Origin of the sequence: Nocardia aurantia, from assembly GCF_009604425.1 — a bacterium.
In the GTDB taxonomy this organism is placed as follows: domain Bacteria; phylum Actinomycetota; class Actinomycetes; order Mycobacteriales; family Mycobacteriaceae; genus Nocardia; species Nocardia aurantia.
The window spans coordinates 290,867-314,863 of the sequence record NZ_WEGI01000013.1; the positions used below are offsets into that span (position 1 = coordinate 290,867).

A 23,997-nucleotide genomic window follows, 5' to 3' on the forward strand; every position below is an offset into this window, starting at 1 on the left:
GCACGTTCGATGTCTCGGTCTGGGAGTTGTTCTGGCCGTTGCAGGTCGGTGCCCGCCTGGTGATCGCCGAGCCCGAGGGGCACCGCGACCCCGGATACCTGCGGTCGGCGATCGCCGGGAACCGGGTCACCGTGGCTCATTTCGTGCCCTCGATGCTGGCCGAATTCGTCTCGGCCGCGGCCGATTCGGGCGGGGGCGCGGAACTCGACAGCCTCCGGCTGGTGTTCGCCTCCGGTGAGGCGCTGCCCGCCGCGACCGCCGCGGCCTTCCGCGATCTCAGCGGCGCGTTCCTGCACAACCTGTACGGCCCGACGGAGGCCGCCGTCGACGTGACGGGGCACGAGGTCACGGCCGCGGATCACGCCGGCGTCCCGATCGGCGCCGCGGCCGACGACACCGAACTGCTGGTCCTCGACGACGCGCTGCGGCCGGTGCCCGACGGCGTGGTCGGCGAACTGTATCTGGCCGGGGTCCAGCTCGCCCGCGGCTATCTCGCCCGGCCGGCGCTCACCGCAGAACGCTTCGTCGCGGCACCGGACGGGGCGCCCGGCGATCGGATGTACCGCACCGGCGATCTGGCGCGCCGGCTGCCCGCCCCGCACGGGGGCCCGCGCGAGCTGGAATACCTGGGCCGCACTGACTTTCAGGTGAAGCTGCGCGGCCTGCGTATCGAACTCGGCGAGGTGGAGGCCGCGCTGCTACGGCACGAGGGAATCCGGCAGGCCGCGGTGACCCTGCACCGCCGGACCTCCGGAGACCATCTCATCGGCTACGTGGTCGCCGGCGCCGCACTCGAATCCGCGACCGTCCTCGCCGGACTGCGCGAACGGCTGCCCGCCTACATGGTGCCCGCGCGGCTGGTGATCCTGGACCGGATGCCGTTGAGCGCCAACGGGAAGCTGGACCGCCGTGCGCTGCCCGAGCCCGAATTCGGCGACGCCGAAACGGAATTCCGGGTGCCCGGCACCGCCGCCGAACGCGCGGTCGCGGAGATCTTCGCCGGCCTGCTCGACGTCGAACGGGTCGGCGCCGACTCGGATTTCTTCGCCCTCGGCGGCAATTCGCTGATCGCCACCCGAGCCATCGCCCGGATCGGCGAAGCGCTCGGTACGGCGGTCGACGTCCGTGACTTCTTCGACCGGCCGACCCCGGCCGCGCTGGCGGCACTCACGGGTCGCGGCGGCCGGGTCCCGGCCGCACCGGGCGCCCGCCCGGACCGGATTCCGCTGTCGCCGGCGCAGCGCCGAATGTGGTTCCTGAACCGATTGGCCCGCAGCGGTTTCGACGGCACCGGAGCGTTCGATCCGGCCGCGGTGGACAACATCCCGGTGGCGCTGCGCCTGCGCGGCGCGCTCGACGTCGCCGCGCTGTCCGCCGCCGTCACGGCCGTGCTCGACCGGCACGAGGTGCTGCGGACGAGCTATCCGCAGGATGCCGAGGGCGCTCATCAGCGGATCGCGCCCGTCCGCGCCGTGCACGGTGATCCGATCCCGGTGGCCGTGGACGACCTCCCGGTGGCCGTCCGGGAACTCGCCGCCGCCGGATTCGATGTCACGGTGGCCGCACCGGTGCGAATCGTACTGTTGCGCAGCGCTTCCGACGATCACACGCTGGTCATGGTGGTACATCACATCGCCGCCGACGGGCTGTCGATGGGAATCCTGTTGCGCGACCTGATCGCCGCGTATCGCGCGCACCGGACCGGCACCGCGCCGGCGTGGCCGATCCTGCCGTGGCAGTACGCCGACTACGCGGTGTGGCAGCAGGCCCGGCTGGGCGCGGACATCGATCCCGGGTCGGAGGCCGCGCGCCAGATCGCCTTCTGGCGTAACGAACTCGCCGATCTGCCCGTTCAGCTCGACCTGCCGGCGGATCGGCCGCGCCCGGTGGAGTCCTCGTATCGCGGCGCCGCCGTGGCCTTCGGGATCGACGGCGGGCTGCGGTCCGCGGTCGACCGGCTGGCCGCCCGGTACCGCGCGACGCCGTTCATGGTGCTGCACGCCGCGCTGGCCGCCCTGCTGGCCCGCCTGTCCGGCACCTCCGACATCGCCGTCGGCTCACCGGATGCCGGGCGTGGTGATCGTGGCCTCGACGATCTGGTCGGGATGTTCGTCAACACCCTGGTGCTGCGCACCCGGGTGTCCGCGCATCGATCGTTCGCCGAACTGGTCGCCGACACCCGCGCGGCCGCCGTGCGGGCCTTCGCGCACCGGGACGTGCCGTTCGAGCGGATCGTGGAGGTTCTGGACCCGCCGCGCTCCCGGGGCAGGCATCCGCTGTTCCAGGTGGCGCTGTTCCTGCAGAACCTCCCGGTGGCCGCGCCCGACTTCCCGGATCTCACCGCGGAACTGGTGGACGCGCCCGTCACGGTCGCCAAATTCGATCTGCAACTGACGATCTCGGAGCCGACGGCCGGCGCTGGCTACCGGGCCGAATTCACCTATGCGACGGACCTGTTCGAGCAGGCGACCGTGCGGGAGTTCGCGGCCAAGCTGATCCGGCTGCTCGCGGCCGTCACGACCGATCCGGATCGGCCGGTCGGCGACGTGAACCTGCTGGATCCCGGTGAAACGGATTACGTCACCGAGAGCTGGAACGCCAGCGGGCACCGGGTACCCGATCGGCTGCTGCACGAGGGATTCGACGCCCAGGTGCGGCGCGATCCGGACGCCCGGGCCCTGGTCTCCGGCGATACCGAGGTGACCTACGGCGAGCTGTCGGAGCGGGCGAACCGGCTCGCGCGCCGGCTCGTCGAGCGCGGGGTCGGCCCGGAAAGCCTGGTGGTGCTGGCCCTTCCGCGCTCGATCGAGCTGGTGGTCGCCCTGTACGCGGTGCTGCGCGCCGGCGGCGCCTACGTGCCGGTCGATCCGGATCATCCGGCCGAGCGGATCCGGCATGTGGTCGGCACTGCCCGGCCGTGCCTGATTTTGACCGCCCGGGGCTCCGGACTGCCCGCGCTGCCGGGCGTTCCGATCGAGGAGTGGGACGAGACCGTCCTCGCGACCTACTCCGGGGCCCGGATCCGGGACGGCGAACTCGCCGCGCCGCCGCAGCCCGATCATCCCGCCTACGTGCTGTTCACGTCCGGCTCGACCGGCCGGCCGAAGGGCGTCACCGTCACCCATCGGGCGATCGTGAACCAAATGGCGTGGATGCAGGACGAATACGGCTTGCACGCGTCCGACGTGTACCTGCAGAAGACTGCCACCACCTTCGACGTCTCGCAGTGGGGCTGGTTCCTCCCGCTGCGCGCCGGCGCGACGCTGGTGCTGGCCGGCCCGGACGGGCACCGCGATCCGCGGCACCTGGCCGAACTGACCGCGCGCCACCGGGTCACCGTCACCGACTTCGTGCCCTCCGTGCTCGCGGTTTTCGCGGCACACGCACGGCCCGGCGAATTGGCCTCGCTGCGCGACATCTTCGTGATCGGCGAGGCGTTCCCGCCGGAGACCGCGGCCGCGGTCCGCGCGGTGTGCGGCGCGCGACTGCACAATCTGTACGGCCCGACCGAGGCCGCGGTCTCGATCACCTCCCGGGAGGTCACCGAGGCCGACCTCCGGGTGGTGCCGATCGGTGAACCAGGGTGGAACAGCCGGGTCTACGTGCTGGACGAGCGGCTGCATCCCGCTCCGATCGGGGTGCCCGGCGAGTTGTACCTCGGCGGTGTGCAATTGGCGCGCGGCTACCACGGCCGCGCCGACCTGACCGCCGATCGATTCGTCGCCGACCCGTTCTCGGGACGCGGCGAACGGCTCTATCGGACCGGCGATCTGGCCCGCTGGACCGCCGACGGTGAACTGGTGTATCTCGGGCGCACCGATTTCCAGGTGAAGTTCCGCGGCCAGCGCCTCGAACTCGCCGAGATCGAGACGGCCCTGCTCGCCGATCGCGGTGTCGGCCAGGCCGCCGCCCGGCTGATCCACGGGGAGGACGGTGACCGGCTCGCCGCCTACGTGGTGCCGACGCCGGGCCAGGACCTGGACGCGGAGGCGCTGCGTGCCGCGCTGGCCGGCCGGTTGCCGTCAGGGCTGGTCCCGACGACCGTCACGATCCGCACCGAATTCCCGCTGAACAGCAGCGGAAAGCTGGACCGGGCGGCGCTGCCGATCCCGCAGGTCACCGCCGGTGACTACCGGCCGCCGCGGAGCCGCGCCGAAATTGCTGTGGCACAGGTATTCTCGGAGATCCTGCGACGCGAGCCGATCGGCCGCGACGACGACTTCTTCGCGCTCGGCGGCAACTCGCTGGCCGCCACCCAGGTCACCGCCCGGCTGGGCCGGATGCTCGGGGCGACGGTCCCGGTCCGCGCGCTGTTCGAAACGCCGACGGTGGCCGGGCTGGCCGCCGCTGCCGCCGACGCCGCACCGGCCCGTCTCGCCCTGACCGGACAGACCCGGCCCGAGTCGATTCCGCTGTCGATGGCTCAGCAACGGATGTGGTTCCTCAACCGATTCGAGCTCGGCGGCCGCGCCGAAACCGCTGCCGCCTATCACATTCCGATGGCGGTGCGGCTCACCGGCGCCCTCGACCTTCCGGCGCTGCGCCGGGCCGTCGGCGATGTCGTGACGCGACACGAGATCCTGCGCACCTCATATCCGGACCGGGACGGGGTGCCGTATCAGGTGATCCATCCCGGACCGGGCACCGCGGCGGAGATCACCGTCACCACCGTGACCGCGGCCGAACTGTCACAACGGATCGAACGCCTGGTCGCCGCCGGATTCGACGTCACCCGCGAGATCCCGCTGCGGATCGGTCTTTTCGAGCTCGACGCCCGTGATCACGTGCTCGTGCTGGTCGCCCATCACATCGCCTCCGACGGCTGGTCGACGGGCCCGCTCGTCCGCGACCTGATGACCGCCTACGCCGCCCGATCGGCCGGAACCGCACCCGGCTGGGCCGAACTCCCGGTCCAGTACGCGGATTACGCGCTCTGGCAACATGCGGTGCTCGGCGGCGAGGACGATGTGGACAGCGTGATCGCCGCACAGGCGGCGTTCTGGCGCACCGAATTGACCGGCATCCCGGACGAATTGGTCCTCCCGGCGGATCGGCCACGACCGGCGCGGCCCTCCTTCGGTGGCGACCGGGTCCGGTTTACCGTGCCCGGCGAGGTGCGGGACCGGTTGCGGCAGGTGGCCGCCGACGGGCAGGCCACGCTGTTCATGACCCTGCACGCCGCCCTGGCGGTCCTGCTGTCGCGGCTGGCCGCCACCGAGGATGTCGTGATCGGCTCCGCGGTGGCCGGCCGCGGTGAGGCCGAACTCGACGATCTCGTGGGCATGTTCGTCAACACCCTGGTGCTGCGCACCCGGGTGTCCGGCGCCGCGAGCTTCCGGCAGGTGCTGGCCGACACGAGAGCCACGGACCTGCGGGCGTTCGCCCACGCCGATCTGCCGTTCGAACGACTCGTGGAACTGCTGGACGTGCCGCGCTCCACCGCGCGTCATCCGGTCTTCCAGGTCGCGCTCGCCGTCGACGACCTGCCGAGGCCCGCCGTCGAACTGCCCGGAATCACCGCGGGCCCGGTCGATCTCGCCGTCGGCGCCACCAAGGTGGACCTGTTCCTCACCGTCCGGGAATCCGGCACCGGGCTGGACGCCGAATTCACCTATGCCCGGGACCTGTTCGACGCGACCACGATCGAGGCGTTCGCCGCGCGACTGCGGCGCCTGCTCGCCGGCATCGTCGCCGAACCCGATGCGCCCGTGGGTGATCTGCGACTGATCGAGTCGGCGGAGTACCGGTCGCTGACCGCCGATCGCGTCGCCGGACCGCCCCCCGGCGCACTGCTGCCGGACCTGCTCACGGGCGGCCTCGCCGCGGGCCGCGACCGGATCGCGATCCGCGCCGAGGGCCGCTCGATCACCTACGGCGAGCTCGACGAGCAATCCTCGCGACTGGCACGGGTATTGATCGATCGCGGCGTCGGCCCGGAACGGCTGGTCGCCGTCGCCCTGCCGCGTTCGGCCGAACTGGTGATCGCGGTCCTGGCCGTCGCCAAGGCCGGCGGCGCGCACGTACCGGTCGATCCGACCCATCCCGTGGATCGCCTGCGGCACATGGTCACCGACGCCGCCGCCGTGCTCGGCCTCACCATGTCCGCCTACGCCGATCGGCTGCCGGACGAGGTGCCGTGGCTGGCGCTCGACGCGCCCGGCACCCGGCGGGAATGCGAGGCGGCCGCGTCCGTTCCCGTCCGGGACGCCGAACGCCTTGCGCCGGTGCGGGCCACGCATCCGGCCTACGTCATCTACACGTCCGGCTCGACGGGTACGCCGAAGGGCGTGACCGTGACGCACACCGGCCTGGCCGCGCTGGCGGAATACGCGCGGACCACCTACGGACTGCGTCCGGAACACCGGTTCCTGCAACTGTGCTCACCCAGCTTCGATCCCTCGGTGCTGGAGTGGATCTCGGCGCTGTCGGCCGGTGCCGCGCTGGTGATCGTGCCGCCGCGGATCATCGGCGGACCGGAACTGGCCGCGCTGCTGCGCACCGAGGCCGTCACCCACGCGATCTTCACCCCCGCCGTGCTCAGCACGGTCGATCCGGCGGATCAGCGGCAGCTCGAGGTGGCCATCGTCGGCGGCGACGTCACCACGCCGGAGTTGCTGGCCAAGTGGCACTCCGGCCGCCGCTACCTGAACACCTACGGGCCGACCGAGGCGACCGTCGCGGTCTCCAGCGCACACCTGACCCCGGGGCGGCCGCTGACCGTCGGCACACCGCTGCCGGGGGTCACGGCGCTGGTCCTCGACGCCCGCCTGCATCCGGCGCCGATCGGTGTGGCCGGTGAGCTGTACGTCGCGGGACCCGGTGTGGCGCGCGGATATCGGAATCGGCCCGGCCTGACCGCCGAGCGCTTCGTGCCCGATCCGTGGGGAGCGCCCGGTGACCGGATGTATCGCACCGGCGATGTGGTCCGGTGGCTCGAGTTCGGCGGCCGCCGGGAACTGGAATACCTGGGGCGCACCGACTTCCAGGTGAAGATCCGCGGCGTCCGGATCGAACTCGGCGAGATAGACGCGGTCCTCGCCGCACATCCCGAGGTGGATTTCGTGACCACGCTGGGCCGCGAACACAGCTCGGGGGCAGCGATTCTCGTGTCCTATGTGCTGCCGCGCCCGGGTGCCGCGCCGGAGCCGGCCGAACTGACCGAATTCGCCGCGCGCAGCCTGCCCTCACATCTGGTCCCGTCGGGAATCGTGATCCTGGACAAGATCCCGCTGACCCCGGTCGGCAAGCTCGACCGCCGGGCGCTGCCGGAGCCCGTGGTGACGGTCGCCGAGTACCGCCCGCCGGTGGGCCCGGCGCAGATCCTGGTGGCCGAGGTCTTCGCGGCGGTGCTGGCGGTGGAACGTGTCGGCGCCGACGACGACTTCTTCGTGCTGGGTGGCAATTCGCTGTCCGCGACGCAGGTCTCGGCTCGGCTCGCACGCGCCACCGGGTCCGTGGTCCCGGTGCGGACGGTGTTCGACGCCTCGACCGTCCGTACGCTGGCCGCCCGGATCACGCTGCCGGACAACGACGTCCGTACGCCGATCCCGGCTCTGACTCCGGTGCCACGCGATACGGCGATTCCGGTGTCGATCGCCCAGCAGCGCCTGTGGTTCCTCAACCGGTTCGATGCCGGCGGCGCGGGGTACAGCATCCCGTTCGCGTTGCGCCTGACCGGTGACCTGGACGTCGCCACGCTGCGCGCCGCACTCGGCGACCTGATCGCGCGGCACGAGACGCTGCGCACCCGCTATCCGGAACGGGACGGCGCCGCCGTGCAGGAGATCCTGCCCGCCGCCGATTACCCGGTCCCACTGGAATTCTCGTCCGTCCCCGCCGCCGAGGTGCCCGCGGTACTGGAAGCGGTGGTACGACGCGGCTTCGACGTCACTCGTGAGGTGCCGCTGCGCGTCGCGCTGGTCCGGCCCTCCGACGCGGACCGCGAGCACATCCTGCTCGTCGTCCTGCACCACATCGCCGCCGACGGCTGGTCCGCCGGTCCGCTGACCCGCGACCTGCTCGCCGCGTACGCCGCGCGCAGCGCCGGCACGTCGCCCGGCTGGGCCGAATTGCCGATCCAGTACGCCGATTTCGCGGTGTGGCAGCGCACGGTCCTGGGCCGCGCCGACGACCCGGCCTCGATCCTGGCCGGGCAGTTGGACTTCTGGACCCGCACACTGCGCGGGATACCGGATGTGCTGGAGCTGCCGTCGGATCGGCCCCGGCCGCCGGTGGCCACCCAGCGCGCCGGCGCGACCAGCGGGCGGCTCGACCGTGAGCTGCACCGCGCCGTCCTCGCGCTGGCGGACACCCATCGGGTGACGCCGTTCATGGTGGTGCACACCGCGCTGGCGATCCTGCTCGCGCGACTGTCCGGCACCGAGGACATCGTGATCGGCACCCCGGTGGCCGGTCGCGGCGAAGAGGCCCTCGACGACCTGGTCGGCATGTTCGTCAACACCCTGGTGCTGCGCACCGGAATTCGACCGGGCGCCACCGTCGCCGAGACGCTGGAACTCGTGCGCGAGACCGACCTCGCGGCCTTCGACCACGCGGCCCTGCCCTTCGAACAGGTCGTCGACGCGGTGAATCCCGCGCGCTCCCGGGCACATTCGCCGCTGTACCAGGTGATGCTGACCCTGCAGAACCAGGCGACGGCCGAACTGCGCCTGCCGGGGCTCGCCGTCGAACCGATCGACGCGGCGCTCGCGCCCATCGATCCGGACCTGGACTGGACGCTGGCCGCCGCGCACGACGACACCGGCGCTCCCGCGGGCATCGACATCCACCTGCATTACGCGGCCGACCTGTTCGACCCGGCCACCGCCGCGAACCTGCTCGCGATGTTCGAGCGGGTACTGGCCGCGATGGTGGCCGACACCCGCACGGCGGCCGCCGATGTGGATCTCCTGAGCGCGGCGCAACGCCGGTTGCTGCTCGAGCAGCGCAACGCCACGGACCGCGAACTGGCCCCGGAAACCCTTGCGGACCTGCTGGATCGCCGCGCGGCCGCCACCCCGGCGGCCACCGCGCTGCTGTTCGAGGGCGACTCGATCAGCTACGGCGAACTCGACAGCCGGTCGAACCGGTTGGCCCGCGCGCTGATCCGCGCGGGCGTCGGTCCCGACACCGTCGTCGGGCTGGTGGCGTGGCGCGGCTTCGACATGGTGGTCGCGGTGCACGCGATCGTGCGAGCCGGCGGCGCCTACCTGCCGATCGACCCCGGCCATCCCGCCGATCGGGTGGCGCGCACCCTCACCGCCGCCGGAGCGCGGCTGGTGCTGACCGCCGGTGGCGCGGAAACCATACTGCCGGAACATATCCGGCGACTCGACGCGAGCGATCCGGCGGTGGCCGGACTGTCCGGCGCCACGGTGCGCGACAGTGACCGGCTCGGCCCCCTGCGGCCGGACAACCTCGCCTATGTGCTGTTCACCTCCGGATCGACCGGTCAGCCGAAGGGCGTGGCGACCGATCATCGCGCGATCGTGAACCAATTGCGCTGGCTGGAACACAGATACGAGGTGACCGACGCCGACCGCATCATGCAGCGCGCGCCGCTCACCTTCGACGTGTCGGTGTGGGAATGCTTCCTGCCCGCGACCGTCGGCGCGCCACTGGTCCTGCCGCGGCCCGACGGGCACCTGGATCTGAGCTACCTCGCCGATCTGATCGCCGAACACCGGATCACCATCGCGGAGCACGTACCCTCGGTGCTCGCGGCGCTGGTCGCCGAGGGCCGGGCGGAGGCGTTGCGATCGTTCCGGCACCTGCACACCGGCGGTGAGGCGCTCACCCCCGAATTGCGGTCCGCACTGCGGGAGTCGGTCGGCGGCTCGGTGCACAACGCGTACGGCCCCACCGAGGCCGCGATTTCCACCGTGTTCCACGAATTCACCGACGACGACGGTGAATTCGAGGTCGCCATCGGCCGCCCCTGCTGGAACACCCGGGCGTACATCCTCGACGCCCGGCTGCATCCGGTGCCACCGGGCGTCACCGGCGAGTTGTATCTCGCGGGCGTGCAGCTGGCGCGGGGCTATCACGGGCAGGGCGGCCCGACCGCCGAGCGCTTCGTGGCAGACCCGTTCGGCGGCGCGGGAACCCGGATGTACCGCACCGGCGATCTCGCCCGCTGGAACTCCGCCGGCGACATCGTCTATTTGGGCCGCAACGACTTCCAGATCAAACTGCGCGGTCAGCGCATCGAACTCGGCGAGATCGAGGCGGCGCTGACCGGACTGCCCGGTGTCGCGAACGCGGCCGTGGTGGTGGCACGGGACCGGGCGGGCACCGACGCGCTCGTCGGATACGTCACCGGCGCGGACCTGTCCGCGACGGCCGTCTCGGCCGCGCTCCGGGACCGGTTGCCGTCGGCGATGATTCCGGCGCATCTGGTGGTGCTGGACGCCATGCCGCTCACCACGGTGGGCAAACTGGATCGCCGGGCGCTGCCGCCGGTCGAATTCGACGCTCCCACAGTCGCGTTCCGCGCACCCGGGGAAGGCGCCGAAGCTGTACTGGCCGCGCTCGCCACCGACCTGCTGGCGACGGACGCGCCGTTCGGCGCGGACGACGACTTCTTCGGCCGCGGTGGCAACTCGCTGCTGGCCATGCGACTGGTCGCGCGCGCGAATGCCGCGCTGGGCTGCGCGTTGACCGTGCGCGAGGTGTTCGAGGCGCCGACGGTGGCCGGGCTCGCCGCCCGGGCTGTCCTCGCCGCGGACCGTCCGGCGGGCCCGCGCGCGGTGCCGCGTCCCGGCCGAATCCCGTTGTCGGCGGCCCAGAGCCGGATGTGGCTGCTGAACCGGCTCGATCCGGACTCCGCCGTCTACAACATCCCGATCACCATGCGGCTGACCGGTGACCTCGACCTCGCGGCGCTGCGCGCGGCCGTCACCTACGTGATCGACCGGCACGAGACGCTCCGCACCCGCTATCCGGCCGATGCGGCGGGTCCGGCCCAGCTGGTACTTCCCCTGGACGGGCGGGCATCGGAGCTGCTCGAGGTGGTCGAGATCGCGGCGGACTCGGTGCGGACCGCCGTATCCGACACCGCCGCGATCGGTTTCGATCTGCGCACCGAGATTCCGCTGCGGATCCGGTTGTTCCGGATCACACCGGTGGATCACGTACTGGCCGTCGTCGTGCATCACATCGCGGCCGACGGTGTATCGGCCGGGCCGCTGGCCCGCGACCTGATGGTGGCGTACAGCGCCCGGGTGGCCGGATCGGCGCCCGCGTGGTCGCCGCTGCCCGTGCAGTACGCCGATTTCGCCCTGTGGCAGCGGGACATCCTCGGTGATCCCGGCGATCCGGACTCGGTGCTGTCGCGGCAGTTGGCGCACTGGCGGACCGAGCTCGCGGGCGCCGCACCGGTATTGGAACTGCCGGCCGACCGGCCCCGCCCGCCCGTCGCCTCCGGGCGGGGCGCGGCCGTCGAATTCGACCTCGATGCCCCGACCACCCGGGCGATCACGGAACTGGCCCGCGCGCACGGGGTGTCGCCGTTCATGGTGGCGCACGCCGCCTTCGCCGCACTGCTGTCCCGCCTGTCCGGCACCGGCGACATCGTCGTCGGCACCCCGATCGCGGGACGCGCGCACGCCGAACTGGACGATCTGGTCGGCATGTTCGTCAACACCCTGGTGCTGCGCACCCCGGTACGCGGCGAGGACACCTTCGCGGACCTGCTCGCCACGGTGCGCGAGGCCGACGTCCGCGCCTTCGCCCACGCGGACGTGCCGTTCGAGCTGCTCGTCGACGAGCTCGATCCCGTTCGCTCGCAGGCACATTCGCCGGTCGTGCAGACCCTGCTGACCTACGAGCACCGGGACGACACGGTCCTGCGGCTGCCCGGCCTCCAGGTCGACGCCTACGAATTACCTATCGCCACCGCGCAATTCGATCTGTCGCTGGCGCTGACCGAGCTCGCCGCCGGCGCGGACACGGTGGTGCACGCGGTACTCGGTTACGCCACCGACCTCTTCGACGAGGCCACGGTCGACGCGTTCGCCGCGCGGTATCGCCGGATCCTGGCCGCGGCCGTCGCCGACGCGTCGATCGCCGTGGGTGACATCGACCTGTTCGACCCGGCCGAACGTCTACTGGTGCTGGCCAATTGGAACGCCACCGGCTACGACGTGAACCGGCTGGTGCTCGGCAAGGCCGCCGGGACCAGGGAACTGACCCTCGCCTCGATGTTCACCGACCGAGCCGGGCACACCCCGGCGGCGCCGGCGGTGACATTCGACGGCACGAGTCTGTCCTACGCGGAGTTCGCCGGGCGGGTGAATCGGCTGGCCCGTCACCTGATCGGCCTGGGTGTCGGCCCGGACGCTCTGGTGGCATTGCATATTCGCCGCTCGGTGGAGCTCGTGGTCGCCATGTACGCGGTGACCGTGGCCGGCGGCGGCTACCTGCCGCTGGATCCGGACCATCCCCGGGACCGGACCGAATACGTGCTGGACGTGGCCGATCCGGTCTGTGTGCTGACCACCTCCGCCGACGCCGCCGATCTCGGCGTCCCCGCGATCCGCGTCGACGAACTCGACATCTCGGGTCTCGACCCGGGACCGGTGTCCGACGCCGACCGCCGGGCCCCGCTGCGCGGCGGCCACACGGCCTACGTGCTGTTCACCTCGGGATCCACCGGTCGCCCCAAGGGGGTGGCGGTGACCCACGAGGCGATCGTCAACCGCCTGGTCTGGATGCAGGACGAGTACGTCCTCGACGAGGACGATGTGGTGCTGCAGAAGACGCCCGCCACCTTCGACGTCTCGGTCTGGGAGTTCTTCTGGCCCTTGCAGATCGGCGCGCGACTGGTGATCGCCGCACCGGACGGCCACCGTGATCCGCGTTATCTGGCCGAGGTGATCGCCGCCGAGCGGGTCACGGCCGTGCACTTCGTGCCGTCGATGCTCGCGATGTTCCTCGCCGACGAGGCGGCCGCGCGATGCCCGAGCCTGCGCCACGTGTTCTGTTCCGGCGAGGCCCTGCCCGCCGCGGTGGCGCAGCGGCTGCGGGCCGCCGGCGACGCGCAGGTCCACAACCTGTACGGCCCCACCGAGGCCGCCGTCGACGTCACCGCGCACGAGGTGACCGGCGCCGACACGGTGTCCGTCCCGATCGGACGGCCCGTGTTCAACACTCGGGTGTACGTCCTGGACGCACGGCTGCGTCCGGTGCCGCTCGGGGTGCCCGGCGAGTTGTACCTGGCCGGTGTGCAATTGGCGCGCGGCTACGTCGCGCGACCGGGTACCACCGCCGGACGGTTCGTCGCCGACCCCTTCGGCACCGGCGAACGCCTCTACCGCACCGGCGATCTGGCGGCGTGGACGCCGGCCGGTGCACTGGAATATCTGGGCCGCACCGACTTCCAGGTGAAACTGCGCGGCCTGCGGATCGAACTCGGCGAGATCGAATCCGTGCTCACCGCAATGGATTCCGTCGCACAGGCGGCCGTGGTCGTGCACGCCGATCCGCACACCGGCGAGCACCTCGTGGCCTACGTGGTGGCCGCCGCCGGCGCCGGACTCGCCGTCGGCGACGTCACCGCCGAGGCGGCCCGGCGACTGCCCGCCTACATGGTGCCCTCGGTGGTGACCGTGCTGGAACGGTTGCCGCTGAACGGCTCCGGCAAACTGGACCGCCGTGCGCTCCCCGCCCCGGTCTTCGCGGCGCGCCGGTTCCGGGCGCCGGGCACCGCGGCGGAGTCGGCGGTCGCGGCCGTCTTCGCCGAACTGCTGGGCCTGGAGCGGATCGGCGCCGACGACGACTTCTTCGAATCGGGCGGCAACTCGCTGCTCGCTACCCGCGCTGCGGCCCGGCTGGCCGACGACTGGGACGCGGACATCCCGCCGCGAATGCTGTTCGAGCACAGTACCGTCGCGGCCCTGGCCCGCGCGGTCGCGGCGCGAGCCGGGACCGATGTCCGGCCACCGCTGGTGGCCCGGCCGCGGGCGGAACTCGAACCGTTGTCCCCGGCGCAGCAACGACTCTGGTTCCTCAACCGATTCGACCCCGCCGATTCCGCCCACCACATCGCGGTGGTCCTGCGGCTGCGCGGCGTGCCGGACACCGCGGCCCTGGCCCGGGCCTGGGCCGATGTGGTGGCCCGGCACGACACCCTGCGCACGGTGTATCCCGAGGTGGACGGCATCGGATATCAGCGCGTCGGCGCCGGGGGAGTCGCCCTGGCGGACCTCGCCGGCGCGGACGCGATACCCGAATTTCTCGGCGCGCCTTTCGATGTCACCGCCGGCGTACCGATGCGGATCGGCCTCGCACCGGTCGGCGGCGCGGAGCATCTGCTCGCCCTGGTGATCCACCACATCGCCGCCGACGGTTTCTCGCTGAACCCGCTCGCCCGCGACCTGGCGGTCGCCTACGCGGCCCGGCACGCCGGCGGCCCGGCCGACCACCCGGAACTCGCCGTCCAATACGCCGATTACGCGCACTGGCAGCGCGAACTGCTCGGTGACGAGGCCGATCCGGCGTCGCTCGCCGCGCGGCAACTCGGGTACTGGCGCCGGCGGTTGCACGGAATGCCCGCCGACATCGGGCTGCCCACCGACCGGCCCAGGCCGGCCGCGCCGTCGCATCGCGTCGCGCACGTCGCGATCCCGATCGAGCCGCGCCTGCGCACGGCGCTGGACGGCATCGGGAACCGTTACGAGGCAACACCGTTCATGGTCACGCAGGCCGCGTTCGCGGCGCTGCTGGCCCGGTGGACCGGCAGCGCCGACATCGTGATCGGCACCGCGGTCGCGGGCCGCGGCCGCCGCGAGGTGGACGACCTCGTCGGCATGTTCGTCAACACCCTGGTGCTGCGCACCCGCGTCGATGCCGCCGAATCCTTCGCGGCGCTGGTGGATCGGGTCCGCGCCGAGGCGCTCGAGGCCTTCGCCCACGCCGACATACCGTTCGAACGACTGGTGGAAGCGCTGGACCCGCCGCGATCGGCGGGGCGGCATCCGCTCGTGCAGGTGCTGCTGGTGTTCCAGAACCTCGCGCCGATCACGCTCGAACTGCCCGGCCTGACGGTGTCCGAGACCGGCCTGGAGGTCGCGTCCGGGCAGTTCGACCTGCAACTCACCGTCACCGGCGCCGATCTTCGATTGAGTTATGCCACCGATCTTTTCGACGAGGGGACGATCACCGCGCTGGCGACCCGCTTCGTCCGGCTGGTCGAGGCGGTGACCGCGGATCCGGCCCGGCCGGTCGGCGATGCGGCCCTGCTGGACGTGGCCGAGCACGCCGCGCTGATCGCCGCGGGCATCGCGGCACGGCACGAGGTGTTCCCCCCGGAACTGGTCCCGGACGAGTTCGAGGCGCAGGCGGCGAGCACTCCCGATCGGATCGCGGTCCGCTGCGCTACGGGCGACGATCATGCCGATCTGAGTTACGCCGAACTCGACGGCAGGTCCAATCGGCTGGCGCGCCTGCTGGTCTCGCTCGGTGTCGGCCCCGAAACCCTGGTGCTGCCACGGGTCGGCCGGGGTCCGGAGCTGGTCGTCACCGTGTACGCGATTCTCAAAGCCGGTGCCGCGGTAGTGCTGCCGAGCGCCGCCGATGCGCACCTCGCGGCGGCGCGGGTGGTGACCCGCGAGGCCGGACCCGGGTCCGACATCGGACTCGCGGCGCACGACCTCTCCCGGTTCTCGGCGGAACCGCTCGGCGACACCGATCGGACGGCCGCACTGCGTCCGGGTCATCCCGCGCTGGTGGTGCAGGCCGAGCCGGCCACCGGTGAGCAGCGGGCCACCGTGCTGACCCACGCGGCACTGGTCGACCATCTGTCGTTGTCGCAACGCGAATTCGAGCTCGGCGCGACGGATGTCCATCTGCCGCATCCGGACTCGTTCTGCGGACTGCTGGCGGTACCGCGGGTGGGCGGCACGATCGTGCTGACCGGCGATTCGAACCCGTGGTCCGACACCGCCGCGCTGGCGCGCCTGATCACGGAACACGAAGTCTCCGTGCTGGATCTGCCGTCCGGATACACCGGCGCGATACCGGACGACGACCGCGGCACGTCGCTGCGGCGGGTGATCCGCACCGGCCTGCCGGCCACGGGTGCCGTCCGCGGCGAACCGCCGGTCGACGCGTTCTACCCGCGGCCCGAGGCGCCGGCGGCCCTGACCCACCGGCTCGCGGCAAGCGACAGCGGCGCGCTGGGCCGCCCCACGGCCAACAGCCGGGCCTACCTCCTCGATGCCCGATTGCATCCGGTCCTGCCCGGCGCGGTGGGGGAGCTGTACCTGGCCGGTGGCCGCCTGGCGCGCGGCTATCACGACCGCCCCGGTGCCACGGCCGCGCGGTTCCTGCCCGATCCGTTCGATCCGTCCGGTGCCCGCATGTTCCGGACCGGGATCCGGGCGCGATGGCAGAACAGTGGCGGCACAACGATTCTCGCCGAGCCGCCCGCGATCGACCGGATCGGCGGCGATCCCACCGGGCGGGTCGTCGAATACGCCGCGCCGGGAACGGGTTTCGAGCGCGACATCGCCGAGGTGTACCGGGAGGTGCTCGGCCGGGACCGGGTCGGCGCGTCCGACGATTTCTTCGCCCTGGGCGGAAACTCGCTGGTGGCCACTCGTGTCGCCGCGCGTCTCGCCGATCGGCTGAGCCGTCGGGTCGCGGTCCGGCACCTGTTCGACACCCCCGTGGTACGCGATCTGGCCGCGGCGCTGGCCGGCGGCGCCGATGCCGCCGGCGACGACGCACCGGTGCCGATTTCCGAACGGCCGGAGCGGATTCCGCTGTCTCCGGTGCAGCAGGCGATGTGGCTGGTGAACCGGCTGGATCCGGCGTCGCCCGCGCACAACATCCCGGTCGCGGTCCGGATCCTCGGTGAACTCGACCACGACGCGATGCGGATCGCCTTCCGGGATGTCGCCACCCGGCACGAACCGCTGCGCACCCGGTACCCCGCCGACACCGGCGGCGCGCCGTATCAGGTGGTGCCGCAACCTGATTCGGTCTCGCCACGGTTCGACGTGGACATCGAGTCGCCGGTGCCGCAACGGCTGGCCGCCTTCATCTCCACCGGCTTCGACGTGACCGCCGAGGCCCCGGTCCGTGCGCTGCTGCTGCGGGAATCGGCGGACACCCATGTCCTGGTCGTGGTGCTGCATCACATCGCCGCGGACGGGCTGTCGATGAATCCGCTGCTGCGCGATCTGATCACGGCCTACGTCGCCCGCCGCGCGGGCACCGCACCGGCGTGGGCGCCGTTGCCGATCCAGTACGCCGACTACGCGCTGTGGCAGCACCGCCGCCTCGCCGAGACCGCCGACGAGCACCTGGGCTACTGGCGTGAGGCGCTGCGCGACCTGCCCGACGATCCGGCCCTGCCCACCACCCACCCCCGGCCGGCGATCGCCTCCAAGCGCGGGGCGACGGTCCGCGCCCGCCTCGGCGACGGCATCGGCGTCCGGCTGGCCCGGACGGCCGCACGGCACAACGCGACCGAGTTCATGGTGCTGCACGCCGCCCTGGCCGTACTGCTGGCCCGGCTGTCCGGCACCGACGATGTCGTGATCGGGACGCCGGTCGCCGGGCGCGGTGCGGCCGTACTCGACGACCTGGTCGGCATGTTCGTGAACACCGTCGCGCTGCGCACCCGGCCCGCCGCGGACCGCGATTTCGCCGCGCTGCTCGCCGAGACCCGCGAGGTGGATCTGGCCGCCTTCGAACACGCGGCGCTCCCGTTCGAACGGCTCGTCGACGATCTCGGGGTGCCGCGCACCCGGGCCCGGCATCCGCTGTTCACGGTGACGCTGAGTAACCTGACCGCACAACGGGTTTCACCCACCCACGCGGTTCCCGGCCTGGTCCTGGAGCCGGTCGCGTTCGACGAGCCGGTGGCCCGGTTCGATCTGCAGTTCACCGTCGGCGGCGAGATCGACGACGAGGGGTACCTGCCGATCGAAGTGAACTACGCCACCGATCTGTTCGACGAATCCGCCGCGGCCGACCTGCTGCGCCGGTTCGGCCGGATCCTCGGCGCGGTGACCACCGATGCGGACCGGCCGATCGGCACGATCGACATCCTGGGCCCCGCCGAGCGGGCCCGGCTGCTGCGCCCGCACGCCCCCCGGCCGGTTCCGGGATTCACCCTCGCCGATCTGATGGCCGCGGCGGTCGCGCCCGATCCGGACGCCGTCGCGATCGTCTGCGGCGGCCGGGAACTCGGCTACCGCGCCGTCGACGAACAGTCCAACCGGCTGGCCCGGCTGCTGCTCGAATCCGGTGTCGGCGCGGAGGATTTCGTCGCCATCGCGATCCCGCGCAGCGCGGAATGGCTGCTGGCGGTGTGGGCGGTCGCCAAGACCGGCGCCGCCTTCGTGCCGGTCGACCCGGCCTATCCCGCCGACCGGATCCGCCACATGCTCACCGATTCCGGCGCCACGATCGGCCTGACCCTGGACCGGCACCGTGCCGGGCTGCCCGGCGACGCCGCCTGGCTCGCCCTGGACTCCGCCGCGACGGCGACCCGCCTGCACGGCATCCCCGGCGGCGCGCTCGAACCCGCCGAACGGCCGCGGCCGGTGCGGATCACCAACCCCGCGTGGATGATCTACACCTCCGGCTCCACCGGCGTACCGAAGGGTGTGGTCGCCACCCATGCCGGCCTCGCGGGAGTGGCCGTGGCGCAACGGGAACGCTATGCCGTGACCGCCGGCGCCCGGGTATTGCACGTGGCCTCACCGAGTTTCGACGCCGCCATGCTGGAACTGCTGCTGGCGCTCGCCGCCGGCGCGACCCTGGTGGTCGCGCCCGCCGGGGTGTACGGCGGCGCCGAACTGACCGAGCTGATGCGCGCCGAGCGGATCACCCACACCTTCCTCACCCCGGCGGTACTGCGGACCCTCGACCCGGAGCGGCTACCCGACCTGCGGCAGCTGACCGTCGGCGGCGAGAGCTACGGTCCCGATCTGGTGCGGCGGTGGGGGGCCGACCGGAACTTCCACAACACCTACGGACCCACCGAGACGACCGTCATCACCCACATCGGACCGGCACTGCAACCGGGCGATCCGGTCCTGCTGGGTACGCCGATCCACGGCATGTCGGCGCTCGTGCTGGACGCCCGGCTGCAACCGGTGCCCCCGGGTGTGACCGGGGAACTGTACCTGCGGGGACCGGGTCTGGCCCGTGGCTACCATGCCCGGCCGGGCCTGACCGCCGGGCGGTTCGTGGCCGATCCGTACGGGCCGGCGGGCGAACGGCTCTACCGCACCGGCGATCTGGTGCGCTGGGCCGCCGGTCCGGCCGGTCCGGTCCCGGAATACGTCGGGCGCGGCGATCAGCAGGTGAAGGTGCGCGGGCTGCGCATCGAACTCGGCGAGATCGACGCCGCCCTCACCGGGCACGCGTCGGTCGGCTTCGCGGTGACCGTGGGCCACACCGACTCGACCGGGGTCGTTCGGCTGGTCTCGTATGTCGTCGCGGCACCGAACCGTTCGGTGGTTCCGGCGGATCTGCTCGCCCACGCCGCCCGGTCGCTGCCCGCCTACATGGTGCCCGCCGCGGTGACCGTGCTGGACCGGGTCCCGCTGACCCCGGTCGGCAAGCTGGACCGGAAGGCGTTGCCGGAACCGGTCTTCCGCTCGGCGGACTTCCGGCCGCCGGTCACGCCGGCCGAACGCGCGGTGGCCGAGACGATCTCGGCCCTGCTGGGCCTCGACGGCGCCCGGCTCGGCCTCGACGACGATTTCTTCGTCCTGGGCGGTAATTCGCTGACCGCGACCCAGCTGGCGACGCGCCTGAGCGCACGGCTGTCGGCGACCGTCGGGGTCCGCACCGTCTTCGAACACCCCACGGTGGCGACGCTGGCGGCCGCCGCGCTCGCGGCAGCGGATTCGGCGGGTTCCGGATCGTCCCGGCCCGTGCTCACCGCGCGGCCCGATGCGGGCCCGATCCCGCTGTCACCGGCGCAGCAGCGCATGTGGTTCCTCAACCGCTTCGACCGCCAGTCCACCGCCTACAACATCCCGCTCACCGTGCGACTGAGCGGAGAACTGGATCCGGCGGCCCTGCGGGCCGCGGTCGCGGCCGTGATCGCCCGGCACGAGACGCTGCGCACGCGGTATCCGCTGTCGGAATCCGGTCCGGTGCAAGTGATCCTGCCGCCGGACGCGGCACCGGCCCCCGTCCTCGCCACCGTCGACGTGTCCGCCGCGCACCTGACCCTCGCGATCGGCGATTTCCTCGGCGACGGATTCGACGTGACCCGATCGGTTCCCGTGCGCGCCAGACTGTTCCGCGTATCGGCGACCGAACACGTACTGGTGGTGGTGATCCACCACATCGCGGTCGACGGCTCGTCCCTGGTGCCGCTGGCCCGTGATCTCGCCGCCGCGTATGTCGCGCACCGGCTCGGCTCGGCGCCGCAGTGGCCGCCGCTGCCGGTCCGATACGCCGACTACAGCCGCTGGCAGCGCGAACTGCTCGGCGCCGAGGACGATCCGGAATCGGTGTTGTCGCGGCAAGTGCGGTTCTGGACCGAGACGTTGGCGGGCCTGCCCGACCAGCTCGTGCTGCCCGCCGATCGGCCACGGCCACCGATCGCCGACACTCGCGGCGGCCATGTCGATTTCACCATCGACCCCGCGCTGCACGCCCGGCTGACCGCGCTCGGCCGCGAGCACGGCGCCACCCTGTTCATGGTGGTGCAGGCCGTGTTCGCGGTGCTGCTGGCCCGGCTGTCCGGGACCTCCGACATCGCCGTGGGCACCCCGGTCGCCGGCCGCGGCGACAGCGACCTGGACGACGTGGTGGGCATGTTCGTGAACACCCTCGTCCTGCGCACGACCGTCGACCCGGCGGCCGATTTCCCGGCGCTGCTGGATCGGGTGCGGCGCGCCGACGTGGCGGCCTTCGAGCACGCGGAGCTGCCGTTCGACCGGCTGGTGGAAACCCTGCGGCCGGAACGGTCCACCGCTCGCCATCCGCTGTTCCAGGTCGGTTACTCGTTCCACAACCAGGCCGAGGCGGATTTCGCGCTGCCCGGCCTGACCATCACCACCGTCGACGTGGAAACCGAGGTGTCGCAATTCGATCTGCACCTGGTGGTGACGGATCGCTACGACGGCGCGGGCGAGCCGCTGGGCGCGGCCGCCACGTTCACCTATGCCGCGGCGCTGTTCGACGAGTCGACCGTCGCCGGATTCGCGGGCCGGCTGCACCGGCTGCTGGCCGCCGTCTGCGCGAATCCCCGGACGCCCGTGGGTGATCTGCCGCTGCTCGACCGCGCCGAGGTGCGGCGCCTGCGGGAATGGCACGCCACCGGACCGGTGTCGGCGCCGGACACGCTCGTCGCCGCGTTCGACGCGCGCGCCGCCCGCACGCCCGATGCCGTCGCGATCGTCGCCGACGGTGCGGCGGTTCGCTACGGCGAGTTCGCCGCTCGCGTCCATCGGCTGGCCCGGGCCCTGATCGGGCACGGCGTCGGGCCGGAGACGCCGGTGGCGCTCGCACTGCCGCGCGGCATCGATCTGCTGGTCGCGCTGTACGCGGTGCCGACCGCGGGCGGATACTACATCCCGCTGGATCCGGCGCATCCCGCCGAGCGAACGGCCGCCGTACTCGCCGCCGCCGCACCGCGTCTGATCCTCACCTCGCGAACCGCGCCGATGGCCCTGCCCGCGAATCGGGCGGCGGTACTGGACATCTCGACTATCGATCCCGCAATCCCGGACGGCCCGGTCACCGATGCGGAACGGGTCCGCCCGCTGCGTCCGGGACACCCGGCGTACGCGATCTTCACCTCCGGATCGACCGGCACGCCGAAGGGCGTAGCGGTCCCGCACGCCGCGGTGGCACATCAGATCGACTGGCTGCAAAGCGAATACGGCCTGCGCGCGGACGACGCGGTGCTGTGGCACACCTCGGCCGCCTTCGATCTGTCGGTGTGGGAGATCTGGTGGGCGCTGCGAGCCGGCGCCCGGATCGTGCTCGCCCCAACGGATCTCGGGACCGATCCGGCCGCACTGCTCCGGCTGCTGGAGTCGGCCGAGGCGACCACGCTGACCCTGGTGCCCTCCCTGCTGGCGATGCTGACCGAGGGCACCGGCGACCGGCTGCCGCGATCACTACGGCGGCTGCTGGTGATCGGCGAGGCGTTGCCCGCCGGCACCGCCGAGCGGGCCCGCGCCCGCACCACGGCCCGGCTGGACAACCTGTACGGGCCGACCGAGGCGGCGGTCTCGGTGACCCGCTACCGCATCGGAACCGGCGAGCGGCGGCCGGTCGTCCCGATCGGCACGCCGGAACCCGGTGTGCGCGCCCACGTACTCGACGATCGCCTGCACCCGGTCCCGATCGGCGTGGTCGGCGAGCTCTATCTCGGCGGCGTGCAGCTGGCGCGCGGTTACCTCGGCCGGCCCGATCTCACGGCCGAGCGATTCATCGCCGACCCGTTCGACCGGCCCGGCGAACGGCTCTATCGCACCGGCGATTTGGTGTACCGCACCGTCACCGGCGATCTCGGCTACGTCGAACGCCGGGACTTCCAGGTCAAGATCCGTGGTCACCGCATCGAACTCGCCGAGATCGAGCACGCGCTGCGGGCCCGGCCGGCGGTGACCGACGCGGTCGTCACGGCCCCGCGGGGCACGATGCTGGTCGGCTATCTGACCGCCACCGACCCGATCGATCCGGCCGGACTGCGTGCCGCACTGGCCGCGACGCTGCCCGGCTACATGGTGCCGCAGGTGCTGATACAGCTGGAGTCGTTGCCCCGCAACGTCAACGGCAAGGTGGACCGCGCGGCCCTGCCCGCGCCGCAGCCGCCGCGACGGGAATTCCGCGCTCCGGTCACGGATCTCGAACTGACCGTGTGTGTCGCGTTCGCCGAGGCACTGGACGTCGAGCGAATCGGGCTGGACGACAGCTTCTTCGAACTGGGCGGTAACTCGCTGCTGGCGACCCGGCTGGCCGCGCGCCTGACCGAGCTGCTGGGCGAACAGATCCCGGTGCCGTGGCTGTTCGCCGCGCCCACGCCCGACGGGCTCGCCGGGCAGCTGACCCGATGGCGCGACGAGCGCGGCCGGGTCGGCACCGGCGCCGCGTTCGATGTGCTGCTGCCGCTGCGGCCGATCACCGCGCGCGGTGTGATCGCGGGCCGGGAGCCGCTGTTCTGCGTACACCCGGTGAGCGGTGTCGCCTGGTCCTTCGCGGGTCTGGCCGCACATCTCGAATCGGACCGGCCGCTGTACGGATTGCAGTCGCCCGCGCTGGATCCCGCGTCGTCGATGCCGGATTCCGTCGAGGAGTGGGCGGAGCGCTACGTCCGGGAGATCCGCGCGGTGCAACCGGAGGGCCCGTATCACCTGCTCGGCTGGTCGCTCGGTGGCGTGCTCGCCCATGCGATGGCGGTGCGGCTACAGGCCGAGGGACAGTCGGTGGCCCTGCTGGGCGTCCTGGACAGCACGCTCGGCGCCGCCGGGGAACCGGCCGCGCTGCCGCTCGGCGAACTGCTCGGCGGATTGCTCGGCGACGCCGACGATCCCGGCCCGGACCCGGAACAGGACACGGATGTCACGGATCTGGCCGAACACCTCGCCGCCCTGCCGGAACCGTTCGCATCGCTGGGCGCCGGGCGACTCACGCGGCTGGTCGGCGCGGCGACCGAGTCGCTGCGCCTGCTCGGCGACTACCGCCCGCGCCCCTTCAAGGGCACGCTGCTGTATTTCACCGCCGCCCTGGACGATCCGACCGGCGCCAGCGGCGCGGCCGGCTGGGCCGAGGCCGTCGACGGGGTCGTGCGCAACCACGCGGTGCAGGCGACGCACTGGCGGATGACCGCCGACGCGGCCCTCGCCCGCATCGGCCGGGTCGTCACGGCCCACCTGGAGCGCCGGGAGAACCGTTCCGGCCAGGACTGATTCACCCGCCGGGCAGCGCACCCGGCATCCGAACTCGGGGCCGTCTCGTGCCCCGCACGGCAGCCCGGTGGACCTCACCGCGGCCCGCCGCATCCCGAGAAGG

1 protein-coding gene (running past one end of the window) is annotated in these 23,997 nt (G+C 72.4%); it reads left to right on the top strand.

Features of this window, described 5'->3' with window-relative positions; translation table 11 throughout:
- A protein-coding gene (locus NRB56_RS29585) for a non-ribosomal peptide synthase/polyketide synthase (RefSeq protein ID WP_153347568.1) crosses the window boundary here: on the top strand, window positions 1-23,894 show its 3' portion. 943 nt of this gene lie to the left of the window's left edge; 23,894 of the gene's 24,837 nt are visible here — the last part of the coding sequence; its start codon lies off the left edge, out of view; the stop codon is at window positions 23,892-23,894.
- The last annotated feature ends 103 nt before the right edge of the window (window positions 23,895-23,997 follow it).